The following is a 23,845-nucleotide window of genomic DNA, read 5'->3' as shown; positions in this document are numbered from 1 at the left end:
CCAAACTGATTTCAGGCAAAATTTACGCGCAGGTTCCGGCGGCGGCGCATCGAGAAGCCGACCGCGCCGATGCCGAGAAGCATGAGCATCCACGTCCCGGGTTCGGGCACGCCGGGCGCATCGAGCAGCAGATAGCTGGGGTTGCGGCTGTTCCCGACGTTCTGGACCGTCGCGTTGATCGAGTAGAAACCGCTGGTGGGCGCGGTGAAGCTGACCTTCGTCCACGGACCCGCGGTGCCGGCACCGACCGAACTGACCGACTGGCTGAACAATGTCGTTCCGGACAGGTTCGAGAAATCGAAGATGCCGAGACCGCCGAAGTCGTTGAAGTTTGATTCGGTGGTCGCGAAGGCGACCATGAAGCTGATCGTTTCGCCCTGCGTCATCGAGAAGAGCTGCGTCAGCAGGGTCGGAATGCCCTGAATGCCTGTGGCGATGACCGCGAACTGCGAGCCTTCCTGCGCCGTGTAGCCGCCGAACGACGATACGGTCGCGACGCGCAGCGGGTTGAGGGTGAACCATCCGGTCGGCGCGCCAAGGCCGACCGGGCCAGCTTCGAAGCCTGCGTTGACGATCGTCGATGCGGATGCGGCCTGCGGGGCCGACAAGGATGCAAGGGCAGCCGCAGCCGCCAGCAGAAATTTCTTCACTTTACCCCCACTTTGGTTTCCGAGACCCCAAGCATCGGGGGTGATCCCCGAAGGCGAGCACCGTCCCTCGACAGCACCCGATCCCGATTGAACGCGAAGCCGCGCCCGTCGGGCCAAAAGGACTCGTCGCCGGAAGCCCCATTGGGTGTGCTTCCAGCGCAAATTCCGACCCGAACTGCGCGATATTCACAGCAAGTCTGCTGCTTGCTTCCGCATTCGGGTTACTGTGATTTGCTAAAGTTTGTCAATGTGTTGTTATGATTTGTAACGACCGTGGACAGATTTCCGCCGTTGGCGCTTTCGAGCGTCAAGGCGGCGGTTCATCCTAGAATCCTGATTCTAAAAGGGAAAAAATTTGGCCAGCGCGGGGCACCTGCGTGATCGGAGCCGGATGGTCGCAAGTGTGTTCCATAGTGAAACATCATCGCCGCGAATGGTAATGCCGCCGAAATGAGGTATAACCCGCTGTTGCTGCTTTATTTTGTAAAGTCCGGAATCCCGTCCGTTTGACGGAATTCCGCGCAAGAGCGATGGCGCAACCGGCGCGGGCTCAGATACTTCGCCGAGGCGCGCGAGGGTGGCGGGCTCGTCGTGCCGAATTTGGCCGGGCGAAAGAGCGGTGGCCCGTTTTGGCGCAGTTTGGACGAGAATCGGGACCAATAGGCAACGCAGCGACTAAGCCACCAGTCGCCGGGTTCGTCGGCTGCGCCTGCCTTTATTCAGCTATTGTAATAGCTGTCGTACTTCCCGCCATATCCATAAGGATCGCCATTGCCGCCGGTGAAGCGATTGAACACGGTCCCCAGCAGCGGCGTCGGATGGATCAGTTGCATCGCGCCCTGGAGCTGCTTCTTCGTCGTCACGCCCTGTTCGATGACGAGCAGCACCCCATCGAGCTTCTCTGCCACCAGAATGGCATCGTCGTTTGCGAACACGGGCGGAAGGTCGAAGATGACGATGGCGTCGTCGCCGAGCGCGCGCGCGCGCGCCACCAGATCATCGAGCCGTTCGCTGACCATCAGTTCGGCCGAATTCACCGGAGCCGCGAGGGTCGGATAGACGACAAGATTGCTCTCGCCGATGCGCCGTCCGATCTGCCGCAGTTCGATCTCGTCGCCGATAAGGAATTCGGTGATACCTTCGGGCACATCGAGGCCGAAGATCCGGGCGATCGTTGCGCGCCGCAGATCGAGGTCGATGAGAAAGGTTCGCTTGTTCGGCAGCTGCCCGATCGACGCAGCAAGGTTGGAGGCGACGAACGACTTGCCGGCATGGGGCGCCGGCGATGTGATGCCGACGAGCCGGCCGCCGCTTTCCGCCAGCTTCTTGATCAATTGGGTCCGGAGCAGGTTGAACGAGCGCGAGCGGGGATCCTTGGATTCGAAGCCGACCAGCTTTTCGCTGAGCTCCAGGTCGCGCGCATCGGGTACTTCGCCGATTCCCGGAAGGCCCGCTATGAGCGGTGTGCCCCCGAGAGGTTGTGGAAGGTTGGGAAAGCTGTTCATCGGCCGCTCTAGTCACCCGAACTTTGCAAGGCGTGCTTGCGGCGTGGAATAAGGGATCGAAGCCGCTGCCACCAGCTCGTGGAAGGCTGGTTTGCCGGATCGATGGTCGGAATGGAGACCATGGGCATCGCTCCCGTCACCGCACGGATGTCAAGGACGTCGCGAATGGGGCGGAGGTACAGCTCGACCGCCAGGATCAGAAACAGCCCGAAGCCGAGGCCAAAGGCCAGCCCGCCAGCGATCAGGAGCGGCCGGTTGGGAGAGTTCGGATCTTCGGGGACGACCGGCGGATCGATGACCGAAAGGCGCTCGCCCTTCTGTTCGGTTTCGGCCTTGGCGCTCGCCTGCGCGGACAGCAGCCGCGTCGATACGCTCTCATATTGCTTGTTGAGGCCGTCGAGCTTCTGCTGTTGCTGCGCGATCTGTTCCTGGACGAGCGGGCCGCGCGCCTGTGCGCTTTGCGCGGCCGACAGCCGTCCGACCTCCTGAGCCTTCGCCGCCTGAAGCGCTGCGATTTGCGCGCTGTTCGACGCAATCTGCTGGTCGATCATGTCGGGAGGCAACTTGGCCGCATTGCTCGCGGCAAGGATTTTGGCTTGCGCAAGGCGGCGGCGTGCGATCGCGACGTCCGGATGGTCGTCGGAATAGCGCGCCTGCGCCGCGGCGAGTTCGGCTTCGGCGGCCGCAACGATCGGATCGCGGTCGGCGGAACTTTTGCGCGCTTCCTTTTGCGCCGCCAGCTGTGCGTTGTCGCGCTGCAACGCGATGATCTGGGCATCATAGCCGCCGGTAGATCCGCCAAAAATGAGCGCCCCGCTGTTCGACAGCGCCAGGCCGTTCTGCGCCTTGACCGTCTCGATTGCGTTTTCGAGCTCGCTGATCTGGCTTTGCAGCGCCGCGGCCTGATCGGTCAGAAATTGTACTGTGTTCGCCGCCTGCTCGGAGGTCTTCGTGGCGTCGAGCAGCAGCACCTGCTCGGTCATATCTTGCGCAACGGCCTGTGCCTGCGCCGCCGTTTTGTAATCGAAGCTGAGCGTGAAGGCGATCGTCGACGACTTTCCTCCCGAGCGCTGAAGTTCGGCGGAGACTGCCTCAATCGTCGTGGCCTTGCGCATCTGCTCAATCGTTTCGGAAAGCGACTTGCGCGCTCTCTCGTCGGAATAGAGGCGATATTTCTGGATCAGCTCGATGAGACGCGGGCGGCTCAAAACCTGCTGCCGGATCTTGGCGATCCGCTGGTCGACAACGTCGCCGTCCTGCGTCCCGACCACATCCTCGGGAAGCTGCGGCGATTCGACGAGCAGGGTCGCGGTCGAGCGATAGACGGTGGGTAGCAGGAAGGCCGCGGCAACCCCGGCGATCAAGCTGAGGACAGCCGGAATCAGCAGCCAGCGATAGCGCTCGCGGATGATCGTGGGCAGGTGGGTGAGGATATTCCCGCCTTCGTCCTCCCGTTCCAAACGATCGTCGCTCATCGCACGCCCCCGAACCGATAGGAAATGCCGATGACCCCCTGAACGTTCGACCGTTTGCCGCCCAAATCGTCGGACGAATCCGAATAACCCGCGCTCGCGAAGAGCGTCAGCTTCTCTGTGAGCTGGCGGTCGTAACGTGCATAGCCCCGGACGCTCTCGAAATCGCCGCCGATACCGGTCAACGGGCTGGAGGCGGTTGCATAGCTGCCACCGAGCTGGATCGTGTCACGCTCCGACAGCCGGCGCGAATAGGACGCGCCGATCGAGCTTTGCTCGCGGACGCCGCCGATCGCGGAGGGCAGGACCTGCCGCGAGCCGGTCAAACAGAAATTGTCGAGCGTCACCTTGTAGCAAAGGCTCAGATTGCCCGCGAAGGTCGTGGAACTGCTCGTCCCCTGCGCCAATTTGGTGCGTGTGAAGGAGAGGCCGGCGCTGCCCGATACTTCGAACCGCGGCGCCAAGCGGATGCCGAACGACAGTTGCGGTGAAATCATCTTGGCGTCGCCGGCGCGGCCGTTGCGGAAATTGCTGATGCTTCCCGCAAGCACCCCGCCGAGCGTGATATCCTCGTTCAGCCGCCGCGTATAGGCGATCTGCTGTGACGCATAGTCGGAATCTTCGAGGTTGTTCGACGAGGGATAGCGTTGCGTCTGCACGAGCGCGGTCCAGCGGATATCGTCGAACTCGCTCGCGACATAATGCAACGAGGCTTGCGCTGACGCGGTGTTCCGCCGCTGCCGGTCGCCCAGCAAGGTGATGTCGTCGTCGATCGGCGGCGGAAGGCCGTCACCATCTCCGCCGGCTTCGACCGGGCGGGTGAAGTCGGTCGTCGATATCGTGCTGGCGATCTGGACGCGCGCGGCAACGTCGAGACGTTCGTTGATCCGATAGGTCGCATCGACGTTCGCCGACAGATTTTGCGCCGAATCATAAAGACGGGCATATTCGACATGCTCGACCCGGCCTGAAACACGGATGCTGCTGATCTCGTCGGACCGCGAAATCGTCGGTACCAACTCAAGCCTGAACGAGGCGACGTCACGATCGCCGCCGAACGCGAGGAACGGATTGCTGTCATAGCCGGCGGACGCCGAAACCACGACCTCGCTGTCAATCTGTGCATAGGCGGGCGTCGTCATCAGGACTGCGACCGCGCCGGTGCAAGCGCCACGTCGCAGCGAATAGCCAAGAGCACGATGTCGGAACAGGGGCCGTTCGCTCATGGCACGATGACCGTGTCGCCGCTTTCGATGATCGGGATATTCTTCACCGCTTCGCTGCTCACCGACTTGCTGCGCAGGATCCCGCCGAGCCGCGCCGGGATCGACACCAGCCCCGCGCCCGACTTGCGGACGATGACGATGTTGTCGAGGCTTGCGAACTCGTCCGCGCCGCCGGCGAAGCTCAACGCCTCGAGCAGCGTGACATAGCGTCCGGGCGTGAAGATGCCCGGACCTTTGACTTTACCGATGACCGAAAATTGGAGTCCCGACGGGCTGCGCACTGCAACGGTGACGTCCGGCACCTTGCCGTCGACATATTTGTTGGTGAGCGCGGCGGATATGATGCGTTCGATCTCCACGGGGGTCCGGCCCGCGCCTTGGATCGATCCGACGAGCGGAAAGCTCAGTGAACCGTCGGGCAAAACCTTGACGACGCGCTGGAGCTGATCCTCGCGCCAGACGTTGATCTCCAGCTCGTCACCCGGGTTGATACGGTAAACCGGAAGCGGGGAGGCTGCGGGCGAGGCGCCGGCCGCCGGGGTCGACTGAATCGCGACGGGCAGCGATGGCTGCGCCGCAGCCGTTGTGACAAAACCGGCCGCCAGGCCTATAAACAGCACCGCGGTCGCTCTGTTCACGGATCACCTCTAATGGAAATACACCGCTCTTAAGCGGTTGGATCGATTGGACCTACTTGCCGGGAAAAGTCAACCGCATTAACCCAACAGCGATATCAACGGCCTATCCAGAAGCGTTCGTAACAACGACCGGCTTCATATGTTAACATAAGGCAGCGGCTTGGCACTTCTCCCGACTTTTCGGCTCGCAATGCGGATGCTGCCGCTCGCCCTGTGGCTGGCGGTCGCATCGGGGTGTGCCGATTCGGCGCAACGCGCCGCCGAAAACGCCGCTATCGCCGAAAGCCAGCTGGCGGCCGGCGACGTCGAGGCGGCGCGCAAATCGATCCGCGAGGCGATTGCCGAGCGGGACGACGTCGCGGACTATTATATCCTGCTGGGGCGGATCGAATTGCGGGCGCAACAGCTGACGAGCGCCTTCAATGCCTATTCGATGGCGCTCGACCTGCAGGCCGACAATCCGGAAATTCTTCAGGCGATCGCCGAACTTGGCCTGCAGACGGGACGCGTTCGCGAGGCCAATGACGCGGCCGACCGGCTGTTGCTGCTTATGCCGGGTGCGACCCAGGCCATGTTGGTCAAGGGCTTTATCGCGATCGACGATGGGCGCCCGGCCGACGCGCGGAAGATGGCGTCGGATATTCTCGCGCTCAATGCCAGGGATGAAGGAGGTATCATCCTGCTCGCGCGCCTCGATGCTCTGGACGGGAAAACGGATGTCGCGCTGAAAGCCGTAGATGAGGCGATCGCCAGCGGCAGTACGACGCCCGCGCTCAACGTCACGCGGCTTGAGATCTACCGGTTGCAGGGCGACGGGAAGCGGATGAAGGCGATCCTCCCCGACATATTGAAGACGATGGATTATAATGAAGATTTTGTGCTCGACTATGCCAATCTGCTTTACAAGACAGGCGAAATCGCGGCCGCGCGGAGCGAGATTGTCAAGGCTATGGGCAGGTCACCCAATGATCGGGAGCTTCTCGCAAGGCTCGTTCAGCTGTGGCGGGAATATGATCGCCGCCCGCTTTCCGATGCGCAACTCCAATATATTTCGGGGAGCGGAACGCGGGCCCAGCAGATAATATTGGCGCGCTTCTATCTTGACGCGGGGGAATCCGATAAAGCGAAGCGCCTGATTTCGAGACTCTTCGACGAGCATGTCCTTGAGGGCCAGGCGCTAATGGCCAGGATCTTGCTGGCGCAGGGGGACAAGAAAAATGCCTATGAGCTGGCGAGCAGGGTGCTCGCGGCCGACGCGCGAAACGAGGACGCCCTCCTGGTGAGGGCAGCCCGGAGCCTTTGGGAACGGAACCTCGATCGGGCGATCGAGGACGCGAACGTCGTTGTTTCGGACTCTCCGGAAAACTACCTTGGCTATGTCGAACTGGCCCGCGCTTATATCGCCAAGGGGCAGGACATCCGGGCGCGGCAGACCTTCGAGCGCGGCATGGATTTTCTGCCGCAAAGCTTGGAACTCGCCGACGCTTATCGCGCCTTCCTGCTCCGCGTCGGCGACCGGCAGCGGGCGGTGACGCTCGACCAGGATGTTGCGATCGCGAAACCCTCTTCGGTTCGCGCCTGGGCCGTCTACTCGCGGACCTGTTCGCAATATGGCGACGCGCTATGTGCGGCGAAGGCCGAGGCCGGCCTTGCCCGCGCGCGCGTATCCTTCCTCGTCGACGACCCGCCGGGCACGCCGCGGCGGCGCGGCCTGTTCGCGCGCATCAGCCCCGAAAAAATATGTGCGACCTCGGGGGGCGTATGCACGGGAAGCTGAAGCCCGTCCCGCGGCGTAGCAGCGGTCATATCCGTTTCACGTCGAATGTGTTGCGGTCGCTCGGCGTCGCGAACGATGTGGCCTGCTTCTTCTGCGCCTATCTCCTGACGGTCGTGGTCTATGATCTGACGATCGGCTACTATTACGACGCGCGTCTGCACAGCACCGGCGCGATCATCATGTGCATCAACTATTTCCTCATCCGCATCTCGCGCGATGGCTATACGGTCTTCCGAGGGCAGGGCGAGGATGTAGGGGGGAGTGCCATCGCGGACTTCCTGCTCGCGTCGGCGCTTACCAGCCTGGTGATTTTCCAGCTCGAGATGATGCGTGAATTCTCGCGGGGGTTCGCGCTTTACTTCATCGGTTTCAGCATGATTGCGCTCTTCGTGAGTCGCATCGTTTTTCGGAAGCTGATCTGGAACCTGATGGAAAAGGGCGTCGTCGGGCAGCGGGTCGCGCTTTACGCGTCGGGCAAGGCGACGATCGACAAGGTGCTGGAACTTCTCGAAATCCAGCGCCTGCCGCATTTGCGGATCATCGGCTACGCCGATGATCGCAGCCGTACGAAGAACGATGTCGAGGAACTGCCCTATCTCGGCGGTTTCGAAGCGCTTCTTGACCTTGCGCGCGACGGTGATCTCGATCAGGTCATCCTCGCGTTGCCCGAGATCAAGCAGGACCGGCTGGCCTATATCGCCGAGACGCTGAGCGCCGCGTCGATCGACATCTGTGTTCTGCCTACCGAAGCGCTCGAACTCAAGGCGGGATACCGGATCAACTTCCTCGGCTCGATCCCCGTCTTCACGATCTGGCAACAGCCCGTCCGCGACGTCGACGGCATTCTCAAGGAGGTCATGGACCGCGGCATCGCGCTGATCGCCGTGCTCCTGCTATCGCCGCTCCTGCTGCTCACGGCGCTGGCGATCCGCCTCGAAAGCAAGGGGCCGATCCTGTTCCGGCAGAAGCGTTTCGGTTTCAACAACAACGAGATTTCGGTGCTGAAATTCCGCTCGATGTATGTCGACCGGCAGGACGTCAGCGGCGCGGCGCGGACGCAGAAGGACGACCCCCGCGTCACCCGGGTCGGGCGGATCATCCGCCGCACCAGCATCGACGAATTGCCGCAGCTGTTCAACGTCCTGCGCGGCGATATGTCGCTGGTCGGGCCGCGCCCGCACGCGACGATGATGCGCGTCGGCGACAAATATTATTTCGACGCCGTCCGGGGCTATACGGCGCGGCATCGCGTCAAGCCGGGGATCACCGGCCTTGCGCAGATCCGCGGATTGCGCGGCGAGATCGCGACCACCGATCGGGCGCGGAAGCGGGTCGAATATGACATCTATTATATCGAGAACTGGTCGCCGCTGCTCGACCTCAGGATCATGATCGAAACCCTGTTCAAGCTGGTCTGGGACAAGAATGCCTACTGACGCAGACGGTGTTCGGTTTCTCGGCATCGAATTTACCGGATCGTCTTATGAACAGGTTGCGCGCGAGCTTGTCGAGCTCGCGGGCCGCGATTGCTTTTCCTATGTCGTCACGCCCAACGTCGACCACGTCCTGCTGCTCAATCCCAGGCACCGAAACGCGACGACCGGACGGTTGGAGGGGGCTTATGACAACGCGGCGATGCGCCTGTGCGATAGCCGTATTCTCCAGCTTCTGGCGCGCTTCCGCGGGATCCGGCTCGATGTCGTGACGGGCAGCGACCTTACGGCCTATCTGTTTCGCAACCGATGGCTCGCCGGTCGAAAGATCGCTCTCGTCGGCGGTGACGAGGCGATGATGGCCGAACTTGGCGAGCGCTTCGCGGACCTTGAAATCGTCCAGCATCTTCCGCCGATGGGCGTGCTCCGCAACGAACGGGCCATCGATGCGATCGTCGATTTCGTAGCGCGCGAACGCGCCGATTTCACCTTTTTCGCGATCGGCTCGCCGCAAAGCGAGATTGTCGCTGCGAAATGCAAGGCCGACCCGCGTGGCCGCGGTATCGGACTGTGCATCGGGGCCTCGATCGAATTCCTCGTCGACCGCAAACGGCGAGCCCCCATCTGGGTGCAGCACCTCCATCTTGAATGGGCGTTCCGCCTGCTCAGCGAACCGAGGCGCCTGTGGAAGCGTTACCTGGTCACCGGCCCGCGTATTTTCGCCTTGGCGTGGCGCGGGCGCAGGCATTAGACCCTGATGGCGCCGACGGACAGCATTTCGAAGGAACAGCGATATCCCATGGCGATCCTCGATCCCGAAGGCCAGCCGGCAATATCGGCGTCCGACCCTGACTGGTCGCGCGAGCGCAAGGCAGCGGGCGCATGGGATCCGCCCCGGGCGCTGCTGGCCAGCATCCGGCGCTATCAGGACGCACGGGGTATCCTGGCGCCCTTCGCGCGCAAGCTGGCGGTCCTGCGGCATCGCTTCTGGTCGGCCGTGACCGGCGCGGACATTCCGATCAACAGCCGGATCGGTGGTGGTCTGTTGATCCCGCATCCCAACGGCATCGTCCTCCACCCCGGCGCCGAGATCGGGTGCAATTGCCTGATCTTTCAGCAAGTGACGATCGGGGCGAACGACCGGGGCATTCCCACGATCGGCGGCCATGTCGACATCGGCGCGGGCGCGAAGATCATAGGGCCGGTCACGATCGGCGACCATGCGCGCGTCGGGGCGAATGCGGTGGTGCTGAAGGATGTCCCCGCCTATGGCGTCGTGGTCGGAAATCCGGGTCGGCTCGTGCCCGAAAACTGAGCAAGCTTACGCGCGGCGACGGATCGCGGCGGCGCGGCTCTACTTATATTCGATGATCTTCGATCGCTTGCCGGCGAACGGTTTCGTCAAGAATTGAAAAGCGCCCGCCAACTCGGCAAATTTCTCGTACACCGTCAGCAGCGCGATCCGGATCGCATATCGGCTCTTCCCCCTCTCGCGCCTCCATATCCTGAAGAATTGAAGGAGGTACAGCGAAAGGGGTGCCGCCAACCACAACAACGACCTGTTGGCGAAGAACAGGGAGAAGGCGGCGAACACGATGAACAGGGGGAGGGCCAAGCCCCAGAAAGAAAATCTGAGCACCTCTCTCTTCCAGCTCGGCAGGCTTTCTTTGCCGTTTCGCGCGACATGTTCGGCGTAGGCATAGCCCGTCCTCCGCATCCGGCGTCGCCATTGCCAGAATTCGAATATCGCGGCATCGTGAAGGCCCATTTCTGCGTCGACGCTCAGCACAGACCAGCCGGCCTTCCTGATCTTCAGGCAAAGGTCGGATTCTTCTCCGGCGATCAGCGTTTCGTCAAAGCCGCCCGCCGGCCGGATCGCGGCAACCCGGTGCATCGCGATGCCGCCGCAGCTTTCGGCCTCGCCGACGGGTGCGTTCCACGATCTGTCGCACAGGTAATTGTACAGGCTGCCTTCGGGGTTCACTTCGCGGAGGCTTCCGAAGACGACCCCTGCCGTGGGATGCGCCTCCAGCGCGGCGACGCCCTTTTCAAGCCAGTGATCATCGATCAGGCAGTCGCCGTCGACGGTCTGGATGAACTCAAGATCGGGGTGCCGTTCCAACAGGTGACAGATACCGGCGTTGCGTCCGCGTGCAGCCGTGAACGGCTTGTCTGACGTCAGCGAAAACGCGTCGATTCCCCGTCCCCGCGCGAACTCCACGCTGCCGTCTTGCGATCCGGAATCGACATATACGGTGGTGGGCCCGTTAGGCAGCTTCGCCAGACAGGCCTTGAGGCGTTCGCCCTCGTTGCGTCCGATCACCACGATTCCGAGTTTGTGTCGCGACGTCATGCAGGTAGTATCCACAGAGAGGGGCTCAGGAATCTTCTTGTCATGCGCTCACTCGATTAGCGATGATTGCTTTGGACTTTCTGCGTTTCGATACGTCCGCGGGCGATATTCCGGATCGGTCAACTATCCTCCGCCCAGCGGGGCAATTGACCAAAGGCCGAGCCAATTCTGGCGATCGAGGCCCTGCGATGCCGTGCCGCGGGCCAGATGCCCTCCTGGATGATGCCCCGCGTCTCCCCCGCAGTTGCGTTGGCACGTGCCGTTCGTGACAGCAACATGCGCGGGCCCCCGATCAGCGCGAAGCCGGACAGCCAGGCAAGGTTCGCGAGACAGGCGTAGGCGGCTCCACCGCTGCGCGTGAAGTATCGGTTGCGCGATGCGAACCAATAGGCCGGTTTCGGCTTTCGTACCTGTTTCCCGTCGACGCCGGTCGATGCGCCGCCAATATGGCGGACTCGGCTTTGTGGTTCGCACCATATCTGCCAGCCGCCGCGGGTCAGGCGTCGCATCAGTTCGACTTCCTCGAAATAGAGAAAGAAGCCGTCGTCGAACAGGCCGGTTGCGGCGAGCGCATCGCGGCGCAGCATTACGCTGGCGCCGGTTACCCAGCCGACCGGACCTGCCTCGCCCGGCGCCAGAACGATCGGCGGAATGCCCAGCAGCCGATGCAGAGCAAAGGTTTGCGATCCGCGCACGAACTCGCGGCCCGGGGAGGGGAAGCGAAAGGCCGAGGCGGCGGGGGCGCCGTCGGGTTCGATAAGCTGACTACCCACGGCCGCGACCCGGGGATGCGTATCGAGCGCCGTGGCGAGCGACGCGACGGCGCCAGGCGTGACCTCGGCGTCGGGATTGAGGAGGTAGATATAGTCGGGAAGGTCGGTGCCGCGGCTGAGGATCGCCTGATTGTTCGCCCAACCGAACCCGCCGTTGAAATCGAGCGGAAGCAGGTCGGTCCATCCGTCGAACCCGGTAAGCGCCAGAAAGCCGGCGAGCCGCTCCGCCGACCCGTCGCCAGAATTGCCATCGACCAAGATGGCCGAGAGACCGGCGTCACCCGATCGTTCGCTGGCGAGCGCTGCAAGGCATTTTTCGGCCAGTTCGGGGGTGCGGTAATTGACGATGATGGTCAGGATTTTGGTCAAGGCCGCTGTTCCGTTCCCGCGTCGGTTCGTTCGGTCCTGACCCAGCCGACGCTCTTGCCGCGCACGAAACCGAGATAGACCGGCAGCTTCCATACCATGTAGAGCGGCAGCTGGAGCATCGCGCGGGCGCTGAGCCAACGCCGCCCCTCGACCGCCCAATTGAGCAGGATAGCGGCGGCTGCCAGCAGGATCGCGGCAGCCAGCGCGACGAAGGCAGACCAATCTCCGCCGAGCCACGCCAGAACGCCGGTTGCTGCGAGCGCTGTGAGCGATACGAGCAGGAGCAACGTCAGGGGTGGAACGAGAAGGTGAAGGCCGAGGTGGAGCAGCTTTTGATTCCGCGACAGGATGCCGTCGTGGATCGCGCTGAAAGCGAATGTCCGGGCAGTTTGGAGGAAGCCGTGCTCCCAGCGCGTGCGCTGGCTCAGCGTCGCCGCCTCATCGGCGGCCGCGCTCCGGACCGAGGCACTGTCCAGATAGATTGGCGCCTGCCGGTTCCGCGTCAGGTGGATACCAATCGCCAAGTCCTCGACGATGTTCGCGGTTGCCAGCGGAAGCGTCTTGAACAGGGCCCAAGGATAGGCCGTTCCGGTCCCGGTCACCAGGGCCGCGCCACCCAAACGCATCCCGCCGCGCTGGCGGACGACGCTTTTGATCCAGAACGCGAAACTGGACATCTGGACCTTTGCGGGGGCATCGCTCGCTTCCCGGAGGATATTGCGGCTCTGGACAGTCACGCGCCGCGCGACACAGGTCCGCGTGAGCGTCGACAGCGATGCCGCGTCGGTCTCGCAATCGGCGTCGAGGACGACGACGCATTCGAGCGTGCGCTCGTCGCGAGAAGCGAGCAGATGGTCGCGTCCGAACGCCAGCGCAAAGCCCTTGCCCCGGTTCTCCGGGTCATGGCGCTCGACCACCGCATGACCCCGCGACTGGATGATTTTCGCCGTGTCGTCGGTGCAATTGTCAGCGACGACTAGCAGGCGAATATTTTGGCTGAGGGCTGGTTGCAGCCGGTCGAGAGTCGACCCGATCGTCGTGGCTTCATTGTGCGCGGGCATCACTATGACAGTTTTCGGCTGCCCCGGAGGTGGCGGTGCTTCGCGAAGCCGCCCGAGGCCGAGCAGCGTTTCAAGAACGAAAATCGAAAGAGCGATCAGAGGGGGGAGGGCGAGGAGCCAGGCCAGCAGCGCGATCATGTCATCGGCCGATGTCGTGATGGAGCTGGAACAGGCGATAGAGTTCGCGGCCATTCCGGCTCGCATCGTGCCGGTCGCGCACTCTTTCCCTTCCGACACTGCCCAGCGCGGCGAGCTCGGCAGGCGAGGCGTCTAGCGCCGCGCGCATCGCATCGGTCAGCGCGTCGACGGATCCCGCGGGAATAAGCCAGCCGCACCTATGGTCGACGAGTTCGGGGGTGCCGGCAATTGCGGTGGCAACGACAGGGCGTTCGAGTGCCAGCGCCTCCATGATCACGACCGGAAGCCCTTCGGCAAAGCTGGGCAAGACCATAGCGCGCGCCTCGGACAGATGCGCGACCACCTCGTCGGCGCTCACCCATCCAGTGATCCGAACTATCGCTTTGAGGCTGTGGCGATCGACGATCCGTTCGATCTCGTCCCGCATTTCGCCATCGCCGATCAGGACAAGTTCGAAATGCCTGCCTTCGTCCCTGAGGCGCTTCGCGGCCTCGATCAGCAGCGGTATGCCCTTTTGCGCGCTCAATCGCGCGACGGCGCACAGGCGCGGCGTGGCAGGCACAGGCGACGGGGCGCCGTCATTGAGGAACATTTCGTCTACGCCGCACCGGACCACCTCAATCTTGCTCCAGTCGTCGAACGCGCTCCAGCGCATCAACTGGCTGCGCCCGAAGCTGCTAATTGCCACGCAAAATCGGGCGTCGGCGATCTTCCCGGTGAGGTCGAGCGGGGCGGCGAGGTCGAATTCGTCGGGCCCGTGGACCGTGAAACTGTAGGGGATGCTACTCCATTTGCTGGCGATCCGGGCCACTATTGCGGGATTTGTCCCGAAATGGGCGTGCAGGTGATCGACCTTCAACGCCCGCATCCGCGCGGCCAGTTCGGCGGCTTCGGCCAAATAGGCGACGCGCCTTATAATCGGCGCGACCTTCCATTCCCCGCGCGCAAAGGCTGTCCGCGTCGCCACGATGCCGCGGCCCGGATATCGGAGGAATCGCCCCGCCAACCGCAGCAGGAGTCGCAGGCCGCCTGGGGTTAGAAGCGTCTCGGTTCGCATGACTTCCGCCTGGTCGCGCGGGTCGGGCAAGGCGGCGAGGTCCGCGGGGCGGACCGAGAAGCGAAACACCTCTGCGCCTGCGGCCTCGACTGCTGCGATCTCGCGGCGAATGAAGCTGTGACTTGTCGCCGGATAGCGATTTACCAGATACGCAATTCTCAAGCTTGGCCCCCCGAACGCTTGCGTTGTTTCCCGCCTAGGCTGTTCGAACAGCTTTGCAAGCCGCGCCCTTTTATAGTGGGGAACTTTTTCGTTGGCGAGTTTGTCCGACGGCGACTAAGCATGAGCGGCCGATCCAAAGGGCTAATATGACCAGACGCAACATTTTTTCGCCGGGCGAACGTGCCGATAGCAGGATGATCGACCGGCGAGGCGCCCTGATTGGCCTAGGGCTGGCGGCGGCCGCCGCCATCTCCTCCCTCAACATGCCGAGAGCCTTGGCCGCGCCCATCCCCAAAGAGCGGTTCCGCAAGATGATCCCTGGGGCTGCGGGCAGGTGGCGGTCGCGGACGAGCAGCGAACTGGTAACCGCTGCCCCCGACCCGTTTTCCGACAATCTCTATCAGAATCTCGAAACCCGTATCTACCAAGGCGACGGGTTGCCCACAATGATGGTGCTACTAGCGTACAACAATATCCAGCAGAATGACGTTCAGGTCCATCGGCCCGAGGTTTGCTATCCGGCGGCGGGTTTCCCGATCGTTTTTTCCAAGGCTGTGTCGCTCGATTTCGACGGTCGCCGCATCGCCGCGCGAAAGCTGATCGCCGATCGTGGCGGCCCGAAGGAGGAGATTCTGTACTGGGTCCGTGTAGGTAGGGATTTTCCCGTTGGGTGGGCCGAACAGAGAATCTCAATGGCGCTGGCGAATGTTCGGGGTGTTTCTCCCGACGGGCTGCTTTTCCGCGTCTCGACGATAGAGGGGGCATCCGGCTATTCGCCCGACGCGCTCGAGGAATTCCTGCAGGCTTTTGCCCGAGCCTGTTCCAGCGAGTTCCGGAACAATGTCTTGTTTTGAACGCCGCGTCGGCGGCTCGATAACCGACGGGCTGCCGGCCGATGAAGATTGATCGTCGGTCGTTGATGCTGGCTTCCGCGGCCGGCGCGGGCGTCTTTACGGCCGGTCTCGGCGGACTGTGGGCCGCGACGCGTGAGGAACCGATTCCCATCCCGCGCGGCGACAGCTTTCCCAAATTGCCCATCGGCATGAATCTGGCCGGAATCGCGGACTGGGAGCCGGGCTTTCCCTTCCGGAACCTGTTTCTGGGGGCAAGGCCTTGGTACACGAAGAATCTCAGCAAGGCCGGGCCGGACAACACCAATGTCCCGGCAGCGTTCCAGTATGACGAGGACGGTTACCCGCTCGAGGTGCCGGTCCGCAGCCCCGGGCTTTCGGAACCTCAAACGGTCGCGACCCTTGTCCCTAACTGGCGACCGCCAGGAACCTATATTCTGCTTTATGACGGGGAAGGCGAGATCGACGCGACGGCCTCTACCCGGATCATATCGAGCAGACCGGGCCGCGTGAAACTGAGCATGCGGAATGACAGGAAGAATTACGAAGGGATCATCATCAGGCGGTCCAAGCGCGGCAATCACATCCGAAATATCCGGCTGGTTGCGGAAGCCGACGAGAATGCGGACCTGACGCGCGATCCGTTCCTGCCCGAATTCCTCGATTTCTGCCGTCCGTTCCATTGCCTGCGGTTCATGGATTGGGCAGGCACGAACAACTCGATCGAAGAACATTGGCGCAACCGGAAACGGCCGACATTCTATACGATGGTGGCGACGCGGGGCGATCCCGACGCCCGCTTCGGTCCTGCGCCGACACCGTTCCAGATGAAGTTTTCGGGCGGCGTCTCGATCGAATTGATGGTCCAGCTATGCAACACGCTTCAGATCGATCCGTGGTTTTGCATCCCGCACCGTGCGACCGACGACTATATCGCACAGTTTGCGAAGCTGGTGCATCAGACGCTTGACCCCAAGCTGAAAGTCTATCTCGAATATTCGAACGAGGTCTGGAACTGGGGCTTTCTGCAGGCCGGCTGGATGCTGAATTCGCCGCTGGCGGGCGCCTTGGTCGAAGCGAAGGGCGGGAATCCCTGGAAGGATGCCGCGAAGACCGAGGGGAAGGATCACCCCGAGCGGATCGGGGCGCTGTTCAGGCGGACGTTCGCCATATGGGAGCGCGAATGGGCGGGAGCCGATGCGAAGCGGCTGGTGCGGGTCGGCGCGGTCCAGGCGGCCTGGTTCGACGCGTCGCAACGCACGATCCGGTGGTGTCTCAAAAACGGCGGGGTCGATACGGTGTCGCCCGCTGCCTATGTCGGGCCTCGCGACGCGGCCTATGAGAAATGGGCGAGCCTTGGCGCGGCGCTGACAGCCGATATGGTGATCGACGATGTCGCGGCGACGCTGGCGGAACTGCGCGCCGGCGACAGCCTGTCCCGGACGATCGATTTCGCGAAGCGCAATGGACTTGCCTACATCGCTTATGAGGGAGGACAGCATATCCAGCCCAAGGGGCAGGCGGAGTTGCCCTATGGTCCGGCGCTGGCGCCGGCGCAGTCGCATCCGCGCATGTATGATCTCTATGTCGAACTCATGCGGGTGCATCGCGACCTTGGTTGCAGCCTGCTCGCCCATTTCAACAGTGTGGGGCGGCAAGGGACCCGGTGGGGAAGCTGGGGCGCCAAGGCGAGCTATGACACGCCGAATGAAAACAGCCCCAAAATGCGCGCGCTGCTGGACTGCAACGTCCCGCGGCCGCATATGCCGACCGCTGAATAACCGCGCGGGGGGCGTTCGATTCCGAATCTGTTTGCCTATTTGGTCCTCGGCGTCTGGCCGTGCGTGGCGATCCTGCTGTTTGCGACGCTCCCCGCACACCGGGCGCTCATGTGGTCGGTTCTCGGCGCTTATCTGCTGCTCCCCGTCAAGACCTCGTTCGAGTTTTCGGGTGTGCCGCCGCTCGACAAGACCAGCATTTCCAACCTCTCGATCCTGATCGGCTGCGCGCTGTTCGCGCGCGAACGATGGCTCGGCGCCTTCAAGAATCCCGCGATCGTCGGCCTGGCCGTGCTGTTCGTCTTCTCGCCCTTCGCGACATCGGTCTTCAATCCCGAATCCTTCCTCTACGGCGACCGCTTCATTCCGCCGATGACATTGTACGACGCTGCGTCGCAGGCGGCTTTGAACGTCATCACGCTTATCCCGTTTGTGGCTGGCTATGGCTTGTTGAACAATGACGAGCGCCGCCGCCAGTTCCTCTTTGCGCTGGTGCTCGCGGCGCTGGCCTATTCGGTATTGATGCTGATCGAAATCCGGCTCAGTCCGCAGTTGCACCGGCTGATCTACGGCTTTTTTCCGCACAGCTTCGGGCAACAGGTGCGCGGAGGCGGCTTTCGCCCCGTGGTGTTCCTGGGCCACGGTCTGCTAGTCGCGATCTTCTGTGCCATGGCGCTGGCGGCGGCCGCCGCGCGGTGGAAGGATGCCACGGGAACGCGCCGTACCCGGTCGGGACTGTTCGCAGCCTATCTGGCGCTGATTCTGGTGCTGTGCAAATCGCTGGGGGCGTTCGTGCTCGCCGCGGTGACGGTCCCGGCGATCGCGTTCCTGCGCGCCCGGCGGCTTGCCCTGCTGAGCGCGGCGCTATGCGGCTTGGTGCTGCTCTACCCCGCGGTGCGCGCCGCCGGACTGATCCCCACGGCGACGATATCCGAAATGACCAACGCTTTCAGCACCGATCGCGGCGATTCGCTCGGAGTGCGGCTGATAAACGAGGATGAGCTGCTTCAGAAAGTCGCGCAAAAGCCGATGTTCGGCTGGGGAAGCTGGGGCCGGAATCGCATTTACGACCCCGAAACGGGGAGGGACAACAGCGTCACCGACGGCAGCTGGATCATTGCGTTCGGCACGTGGGGCTGGGCGGGGTATTTGTCGATGTTCGGCCTGCTGTCGATCGGAGCCGTCAGCCTCTTGTGGCGGCGCAAGGCGCTCGAGGCCATTTCGGTTCCATCGGCCGCCCTCTGCGCGTTGCTCGCCATCAATCTGCTGGACAGCGTTCCCAACTCATCGATCGTGCCACTGACGTGGTTGATCGCCGGCGCCGTGTTCGCGACTGCGAGCTCGCCCGGACGCCCGGCTCGTACTCGGTAAAAGATATCCGTTCCGAAGGACCAGATGGACCGGTCCCACTCTTTTCATCGGATCGCGCGAGGTAGCTGGAATAGCCGCAAGGAATATTTTGCGGCGCAGAATGACTATGGAAACCGGGTGTGTTCTGCAATCGATGCATTTGCGCCCCATCTGATCCTTGCGGCAACCGACTTTCCGTCGGCGTTCTGGCCGAGGCTCGCGCGGCGCAGCCAGCGCTTGTTGCTGACGGCGCACAATACATTCTGGCCTATGGGGCAACGCTTGGGCGGTGCAAAAGGAGTCTATCGAAAAGCACAAACTGCATGGCGCGCCCGGTCGATCGACGATGCGATTTGCACATCGGCCGAATGCGCGAGGCAGATTGCGCAAGTGACTTTGGGGCGGGTACAGGGATTGGCACAGATTCCTCAGATGGCGCATCGGCATGCTGTGAAACGCGTCAGCCGAGTTCGTAACCTTTTGTATCTTGGCAGGATCGAGCACGACAAAGGCGTCTTTATGCTGTTGGACGCGTTTGCTGCGTTGAAGTCGGACTTTCCGGATCTCACTTTGGTGTTTGCGGGTGCAGGGAGCGCAACCGCCGAACTCGAAGCGCTGATCGCCAAGCTCGATGACCCGCGCGTTTCCTTCGTGGGCAAGCTGGACGGGACAGCGGTGCATCGGGCAATCGATGCCGCGGATTTACTGGTCTGTCCGACGCGAACGGCTTTCAACGAGGGGCTTGCCGTGGTGGGCTTCGAGGCGGCTGCTCACGGCGTCCCCTCGCTCATGAGTTCGATCGTTCCCGCTATAGCTGCTTTGGGTGACGGATGCGCGATATTCGAGGCGGACAGTCAGGACGCGATGGAAGCGGAGTTGCGCGACTTGATGGTGAACGAAGGGCGTGTTGCGGCAATGTCGGATCAACTGGCAGTCGTTCGCGAGGCGCTCTATGATCGCGACCGATCATGGGGGGCGCAGCTTGCGAGAGTAGTTTTGCGAATTTGACACAGGCGAACCAGCCCTCGACCGTGAAGATCGCCTGGAACTTAAACGGCGTTGCCCGATTTGGCGACCGGGGATGAAAAGGACGCAAGGGATGCCATCGCCGTACCATTCCGCATTTGGCTCAGGCCCAGTCAAGCTGCCTTGGCGTCCGTTCGTCCGGAAAGTGTCATCTGTTCCACTTTTCGCGACGTCAGGCGCGGCGCGGCCTGCCGCACCCTATAAACGCCGATCCTGATATGGTGAAGGCAGTGAGTAGAGCTCCTGTTTATACATCCGGTACCGGCGGGAAGATTTACGTTCTGTCGATGCGGAATCTCGATCGGTCTCCGGCCATGTGCTGCATGGCGGAGTTGGAGAATATATTGCTGCGGGAGCATGACGCCGAGCTGTGTCTCCTGCCGGAAAGCCCCGCCCAAGCAAGGAACGCGACGATCGTCTGTGTCCTGCTGGCTTTCTATCAATTGCCGCCTCTGGAGACTCAATTGCGCGCTCTCCGTGAAGCGGGCAATCGCGTCGTGGTTTACCTGTTCGATTGCTGGGATACGCCGCACATACTCTATTCGCGCGGTCAGCAGTTCATCGAACGGCTGCCCGGTCCGGCGCGAGCCATCGCAAGCCGCCTGCGCCCGGCGTTCAGCCTGGAGGATAGCGTCGACCGGCTGTGCCTGCCATTCCGCCCTGTTTATGAGAGCCTCCGACCGGAGCATCGCGCCATTGCGCGGCACGTGCCGCTGGCGACAGATACGACGCTGGTGAATGGTCTTAACAGTGATCGTCCGATTGCCGTGCTCGCTTACGGACGGCAGCTGCCAGGTATCACCCGTACGGTCGCCGAAGCGATGAATACCCCGGAAAGCCCTTACATCTTCCACCACACCGATCATCTGTCTATCGGTGCCATCGATGATATGCGGCTACACCGCATGCATTTCTGGAAGTTGGCGCAATCGTCCCTGATCGCGCTCGCTTATGACCCGCATATCACCAGTCCGCTGCGGGTGCCGATGTCCATCGTCGGCCAGCGCTGGTTCGAATCGCTCGCGGCAGGCTGCATAGTCGCTGGCTCCCGCCCCTCCACCGAGGAAGCCGACGAATTGCTCGACTGGCCGGAGGCGACCATCGAACTACCGGAGGCCCCAGAAGAGGCGTTGGCCATGCTCCACGCCTTGTGCGCCGAACCGCAGAAGCTAGCGACCATCCGCGAACGCAATGTGGAACATGTTCGCACCCGGCATGACTGGCGCCATCGTTTGGCCACCATATTGGACTAATGCGCGATTCCGGCATGCTGTTCCAGATGAGGGGGTATTATTATTGGCACAGATTTGCCTTCAATGCAGCGTATTCTTTAAGGTAAAACGTCCAACTTTTTCTATAAGATATGAACCATAAAATGATATGCCGAACTGAATACGAGCAAAAATGACAAAACCAATATTATCGATATGATGTCCATTTTTAAATCGATGATCTTGAATCGAAATGCGACGATCCATGTGATCGCGATATATACAAGATTTGCGCAAGCCATCCCGTATAGCATTCCCATGATTCCGTCGATATGGAAGCCCAGTAGGACCGCCACGATGCGGATTATCGCCAGCGAGGCGATCAACAGGAAGTAGCTTGACGCCCTTCCGATCGCCAGAATTGCACTATTGTAGCCAGAGGCGACCGCTGCAATCGCGTTGCCTGCGCACAGCGCCACGAGATAGTCTGCCGCTGCATGGTATCTTGGATCATAGAGCAGGCGGATCGCGGGATGCGCGACCACGATTGCGCCAGCAAAAAGTGTCAGCGAAACGGCAAGTGTCCGGATCCGCAGTGCGTGCAGCACCGCGGACGTGCGATCGGGCGCGGCGCGATAGGTTTCGGCAATGGCGGGCAGTCCAATCGATGCGGCGAGTTTCGTCGCAAGTTCGTTCGGAATGGCCGCGATCGTATAGGCTATAGAAAGGACGCCAAATTCCGCAGGGGAAATCAGGCCTCCCTGAATGGCCTTCAGTCCTTCTCCGCCCAAATAGGTGGCGAGGGTCGACAGCAATATCCACCGCCCGAAATGGAAAAGCGATTTTGCCGATGCGGAGTGCAGCATGAACCGATGTCGGTGCTTCGGAAGCAGCAGATGGCCCAGGACAACTGAGGCAAGCGTGCTGATGACGCCCGAGAAAGCCAGCGACCAGACCGATCTGTATAAATATGATAAAGTAATCAGCAGGGTGATGGAAACAATCTGGGATATGACCTGAATGACCGTGACCCTGCGAAAATCCAGCCGTCTTTCGGCCGTGGCAAGGGAAATGGACTGGAATCCCGATATGGCTGCAGTGGTGCTGAGCAGGGCAAGCAGCGGAAATAGAATGGGCTGCTCGTAAATCAGCGATATGGGGTAAGCGATCGCTGCTCCCACAGCGCACAAGCCAAGGCCTCGAACAGCCTGCACCGTCCATGCCGTGTTCAGAAAATCGGGGTCGTCGCCCCGCGGGTCCCTGATAACCGCCGGATAAATTCCCACGTCCGAGAACATCGCGAGCCCGACCATGAAGACCGACGCCAGCGCCATCAGGCCAAAGGCTTCGGGAAACAGCAGGCGCGTCAGGATCAGGTTGGACCCGAACTGGAGAGCTTTCTGCACCGCAAATCCGGCACCGATCCACGCGCCCGAATTCATCGCCCGGCCGCGGAGTGAGGTGGTGTCGCCTTGACCAAGGAAGATCGACTTCAGCGAAGTCAGCTGGTGCTTTAGGTCCACAATCGGCTGGCCCAATCCGGTTTGACTGCATGAAATGTCGTCACCCGCGACGCGGTAGCATTCGCGCGCATCTTGTCGAGCAAAAAGCTCCGTTTACGCGAAGGCAAATCGCACAGCTTTCGCCCCATTCTGAACCGCTTCGGTGCGGTTCGCGCTGAATCGGCGTCTCGCCCCGCATGCCCATCATCATCCGGCTTGCGAAAGGATCGGATGTTTTGCTAGTCGCGTGCATCAGGGAGAGATCGGTGACCGCCATCGTGGCGGAGGGCCTGCTTGCCCGATGCAAAGGCGAAAGTCGACATTGCACGCTTCGGGTAACCCTGTGGTAAAACAATCCGCGCTCGCATGGGCGGGGCGTTACTGGCCGGCCCTTCTGGGACTGGCCCTGGTGTCGTTTCCGACATGGCGGTTCATCGCCACGCAAAGCTGGTCGACCGAGCAGGGCTCGCACGGCCCGCTGGTTCTGGCATCGGGGATATGGCTGTTTGTCAGGATGCTGCCGGAAACGCGTCCGGTGCAGCACAAACCCGCCGCGTGGAGGGCATTCGGCGCCATATTCGTGACCGCGCTCTCGCTCGTGCTGTTCCGTATCGCGGCGGTCATCGAGTTGGAGGTCTATGCGCTCTATGCGCTCGTCGTGGCCTTGCTCTATGCATTTGTCGGCGCCGCGGCGTTGCAGCGGCTGTGGTTTCCGCTGCTGTACCTGTTGTTCGCGGTGCCGCTTCCCGACAGCCTCGTTGCCGCGCTGACCAATCCGCTGAAGATATGGATCAGCGAGAGCGCGGTCTCGCTGCTGTATTTCCTCGGCTATCCGATTGCCAGTGCGGGCGTCACGATCCAGATCGGGCAATATCAGTTGCTGGTCGCGGCGGCCTGTGCGGGGTTGAATTCGCTCATCACGCTGTCGGCCCTGACGCTCTTCTACGTCTATATGAGCCACCGGGCCAACTGGCGCTACATGGCGGTGCTGGTCGCGGCGGCGATCCCGGTCGCGGTCTTTTCGAACCTGATGCGCGTGTTGCTGCTCATCCTCATCACCTATTATTGGGGGGAGGCCGCGGCGCAAGGGTTCCTGCACAATTTCGCGGGGCTCACGACCTTCGCGATCTCGCTGGTGACGATCTATGTGCTCGACAAGCTGCTGCAGCGGGTCTGGCGCTTCGCGGCCGGGAAACCCGCCGGCGATTAGTTCGCGTTGCTGTCGGACGGCGCGAAGGGTTTGAGGATGTAGTGGATATAGGCGAGGATGCCGACGATCAGCACGACCGACCCGACCATATATCCCTCATTGCCCAGATAGTTGGCGATCGCGCATCCGATGGCCGGCGGGGCGTAATGATAGATTTTGTCGCGCGGCTCCTCTTCGGAGGAGCGCTGGAGAAAGAGTACCGCCAGGCCGACGAATATGGCAACCGTGATCCAATCGTAGACAGTTTCCAATTCGGTTTCCCCATTGTATTGCGGTCGCGTAAATCGCTATGCAGCCAGCAGC

General features: G+C 61.9%; 21 protein-coding genes. 10 read left to right on the top strand and 11 right to left on the bottom strand.

Annotation, left to right across the window (positions count from 1 at the left end; translation table 11 throughout):
• Positions 1–11: 11 nt before the first annotated feature.
• The 5 genes from ATE64_RS06475 to ATE64_RS06455 all read right to left on the bottom strand — a co-directional run bounded on the left by ATE64_RS06475 (position 12) and on the right by ATE64_RS06455 (position 5,491).
• Positions 12–650, bottom strand: a complete 639-nt coding sequence (locus tag ATE64_RS06475; protein ID WP_058453924.1) for a PEPxxWA-CTERM sorting domain-containing protein — start codon at positions 648–650, stop codon at positions 12–14.
• Positions 651–1,369: 719 nt separating this feature from the next.
• Positions 1,370–2,155 carry a CpsD/CapB family tyrosine-protein kinase gene (locus tag ATE64_RS06470; RefSeq protein ID WP_058453923.1) on the bottom strand — a complete coding sequence of 262 codons (786 nt, stop codon included), beginning with the start codon at positions 2,153–2,155 and terminating at the stop codon, positions 1,370–1,372.
• Positions 2,156–2,163: 8 nt separating this feature from the next.
• On the bottom strand, positions 2,164–3,630 hold the full coding sequence (locus ATE64_RS06465; protein WP_058453922.1) for a Wzz/FepE/Etk N-terminal domain-containing protein: 1,467 nt from the start codon (positions 3,628–3,630) through the stop codon (positions 2,164–2,166).
• Positions 3,627–4,769 carry a hypothetical protein gene (locus ATE64_RS06460; RefSeq protein ID WP_156418164.1) on the bottom strand — a complete coding sequence of 381 codons (1,143 nt, stop codon included), beginning with the start codon at positions 4,767–4,769 and terminating at the stop codon, positions 3,627–3,629. The genes ATE64_RS06465 and ATE64_RS06460 overlap by 4 nt, the downstream gene beginning before the upstream one ends.
• 80 nt (positions 4,770–4,849) lie before the next feature.
• Complete coding sequence (locus ATE64_RS06455; protein WP_231729101.1) at positions 4,850–5,491, bottom strand: polysaccharide biosynthesis/export family protein; 642 nt, start codon at positions 5,489–5,491, stop codon at positions 4,850–4,852.
• A 160-nt stretch (positions 5,492–5,651) separates the two neighbouring features.
• Here ATE64_RS06455 and ATE64_RS06450 point away from each other — a divergent pair, with 160 nt between their 5' ends.
• Genes ATE64_RS06450 through ATE64_RS06435 form a run of 4 tightly spaced genes read left to right on the top strand, consistent with a single transcriptional unit; the run spans position 5,652 to position 10,016 of the window.
• Positions 5,652–7,268 (top strand): tetratricopeptide repeat protein, encoded by a 1,617-nt coding sequence (locus tag ATE64_RS06450; RefSeq protein ID WP_058453920.1) that lies wholly within the window; start codon positions 5,652–5,654, stop codon positions 7,266–7,268.
• Positions 7,253–8,704: an undecaprenyl-phosphate glucose phosphotransferase gene (locus tag ATE64_RS06445; RefSeq protein WP_058454145.1), complete on the top strand. Its 1,452-nt coding sequence runs from the start codon at positions 7,253–7,255 to the stop codon at positions 8,702–8,704. Before ATE64_RS06450 ends, ATE64_RS06445 begins: the two co-directional genes overlap by 16 nt.
• Positions 8,694–9,452 carry a WecB/TagA/CpsF family glycosyltransferase gene (locus tag ATE64_RS06440; RefSeq protein WP_058453919.1) on the top strand — a complete coding sequence of 253 codons (759 nt, stop codon included), beginning with the start codon at positions 8,694–8,696 and terminating at the stop codon, positions 9,450–9,452. Before ATE64_RS06445 ends, ATE64_RS06440 begins: the two co-directional genes overlap by 11 nt.
• Positions 9,453–9,500: 48 nt before the next feature.
• On the top strand, positions 9,501–10,016 hold the full coding sequence (locus tag ATE64_RS06435) for a DapH/DapD/GlmU-related protein (protein ID WP_058454144.1): 516 nt from the start codon (positions 9,501–9,503) through the stop codon (positions 10,014–10,016).
• Positions 10,017–10,055: 39 nt separating this feature from the next.
• Here ATE64_RS06435 and ATE64_RS06430 read toward each other — a convergent pair whose 3' ends face one another.
• From ATE64_RS06430 to ATE64_RS06415, 4 genes are all read right to left on the bottom strand, one after another.
• Positions 10,056–11,054 (bottom strand): glycosyltransferase family 2 protein, encoded by a 999-nt coding sequence (locus tag ATE64_RS06430; RefSeq protein ID WP_058453918.1) that lies wholly within the window; start codon positions 11,052–11,054, stop codon positions 10,056–10,058.
• A gap of 119 nt (positions 11,055–11,173) precedes the next feature.
• Positions 11,174–12,196 carry a glycosyltransferase family 2 protein gene (locus ATE64_RS06425; protein WP_058453917.1) on the bottom strand — a complete coding sequence of 341 codons (1,023 nt, stop codon included), beginning with the start codon at positions 12,194–12,196 and terminating at the stop codon, positions 11,174–11,176.
• The gene (locus ATE64_RS06420) at positions 12,193–13,395 is read right to left on the bottom strand and encodes a glycosyltransferase family 2 protein (protein WP_058453916.1); all 1,203 of its coding nucleotides are present in this window, start codon (positions 13,393–13,395) and stop codon (positions 12,193–12,195) included. Before ATE64_RS06420 ends, ATE64_RS06425 begins: the two co-directional genes overlap by 4 nt.
• A 1-nt stretch (position 13,396) precedes the next feature.
• The gene (locus ATE64_RS06415; RefSeq protein ID WP_058453915.1) at positions 13,397–14,614 is read right to left on the bottom strand and encodes a glycosyltransferase family 4 protein; all 1,218 of its coding nucleotides are present in this window, start codon (positions 14,612–14,614) and stop codon (positions 13,397–13,399) included.
• 146 nt (positions 14,615–14,760) lie between these two features.
• Between ATE64_RS06415 and ATE64_RS06410 the strand changes: the two genes are divergently transcribed.
• The 5 genes from ATE64_RS06410 to ATE64_RS06390 all read left to right on the top strand — a co-directional run bounded on the left by ATE64_RS06410 (position 14,761) and on the right by ATE64_RS06390 (position 20,872).
• The gene (locus tag ATE64_RS06410) at positions 14,761–15,468 is read left to right on the top strand and encodes an exosortase C-terminal domain/associated protein EpsI (RefSeq protein ID WP_082657612.1); all 708 of its coding nucleotides are present in this window, start codon (positions 14,761–14,763) and stop codon (positions 15,466–15,468) included.
• A 41-nt stretch (positions 15,469–15,509) separates the two neighbouring features.
• A complete protein-coding gene (locus ATE64_RS06405) occupies positions 15,510–17,246 on the top strand; it encodes a hypothetical protein (RefSeq protein ID WP_231729100.1) in 1,737 nt (578 codons plus the stop codon).
• Positions 17,247–17,309: 63 nt separating this feature from the next.
• On the top strand, positions 17,310–18,614 hold the full coding sequence (locus ATE64_RS06400) for a hypothetical protein (protein WP_156416534.1): 1,305 nt from the start codon (positions 17,310–17,312) through the stop codon (positions 18,612–18,614).
• Positions 18,615–18,638: 24 nt separating this feature from the next.
• Positions 18,639–19,601, top strand: coding sequence for a glycosyltransferase family 4 protein (locus ATE64_RS21045; RefSeq protein WP_082657610.1), 963 nt, complete (start codon positions 18,639–18,641; stop codon positions 19,599–19,601).
• Between the two features lie 341 nt (positions 19,602–19,942).
• Positions 19,943–20,872, top strand: coding sequence for a glycosyltransferase (locus ATE64_RS06390; protein WP_058453911.1), 930 nt, complete (start codon positions 19,943–19,945; stop codon positions 20,870–20,872).
• 101 nt (positions 20,873–20,973) lie between these two features.
• Here ATE64_RS06390 and ATE64_RS06385 read toward each other — a convergent pair whose 3' ends face one another.
• Positions 20,974–22,368, bottom strand: coding sequence for an oligosaccharide flippase family protein (locus ATE64_RS06385; RefSeq protein ID WP_058453910.1), 1,395 nt, complete (start codon positions 22,366–22,368; stop codon positions 20,974–20,976).
• A gap of 265 nt (positions 22,369–22,633) precedes the next feature.
• Between ATE64_RS06385 and xrtV the strand changes: the two genes are divergently transcribed.
• Complete coding sequence (gene xrtV / locus ATE64_RS06380) at positions 22,634–23,542, top strand: exosortase V (RefSeq protein WP_082657608.1); 909 nt, start codon at positions 22,634–22,636, stop codon at positions 23,540–23,542.
• On the opposite strand, the gene ATE64_RS06375 is transcribed toward xrtV, so the two are convergent.
• The gene (locus ATE64_RS06375; RefSeq protein ID WP_058453909.1) at positions 23,539–23,793 is read right to left on the bottom strand and encodes an XrtV sorting system accessory protein; all 255 of its coding nucleotides are present in this window, start codon (positions 23,791–23,793) and stop codon (positions 23,539–23,541) included. The two genes, xrtV and ATE64_RS06375, sit on opposite strands and share 4 nt — an antisense overlap.
• Positions 23,794–23,845: the final 52 nt, after the last annotated feature.

This window comes from Sphingopyxis sp. H073, from assembly GCF_001468395.1.
In the GTDB taxonomy this organism is placed as follows: domain Bacteria; phylum Pseudomonadota; class Alphaproteobacteria; order Sphingomonadales; family Sphingomonadaceae; genus Sphingopyxis.
This window is presented reverse-complemented; position numbering and strand designations above follow the sequence as displayed.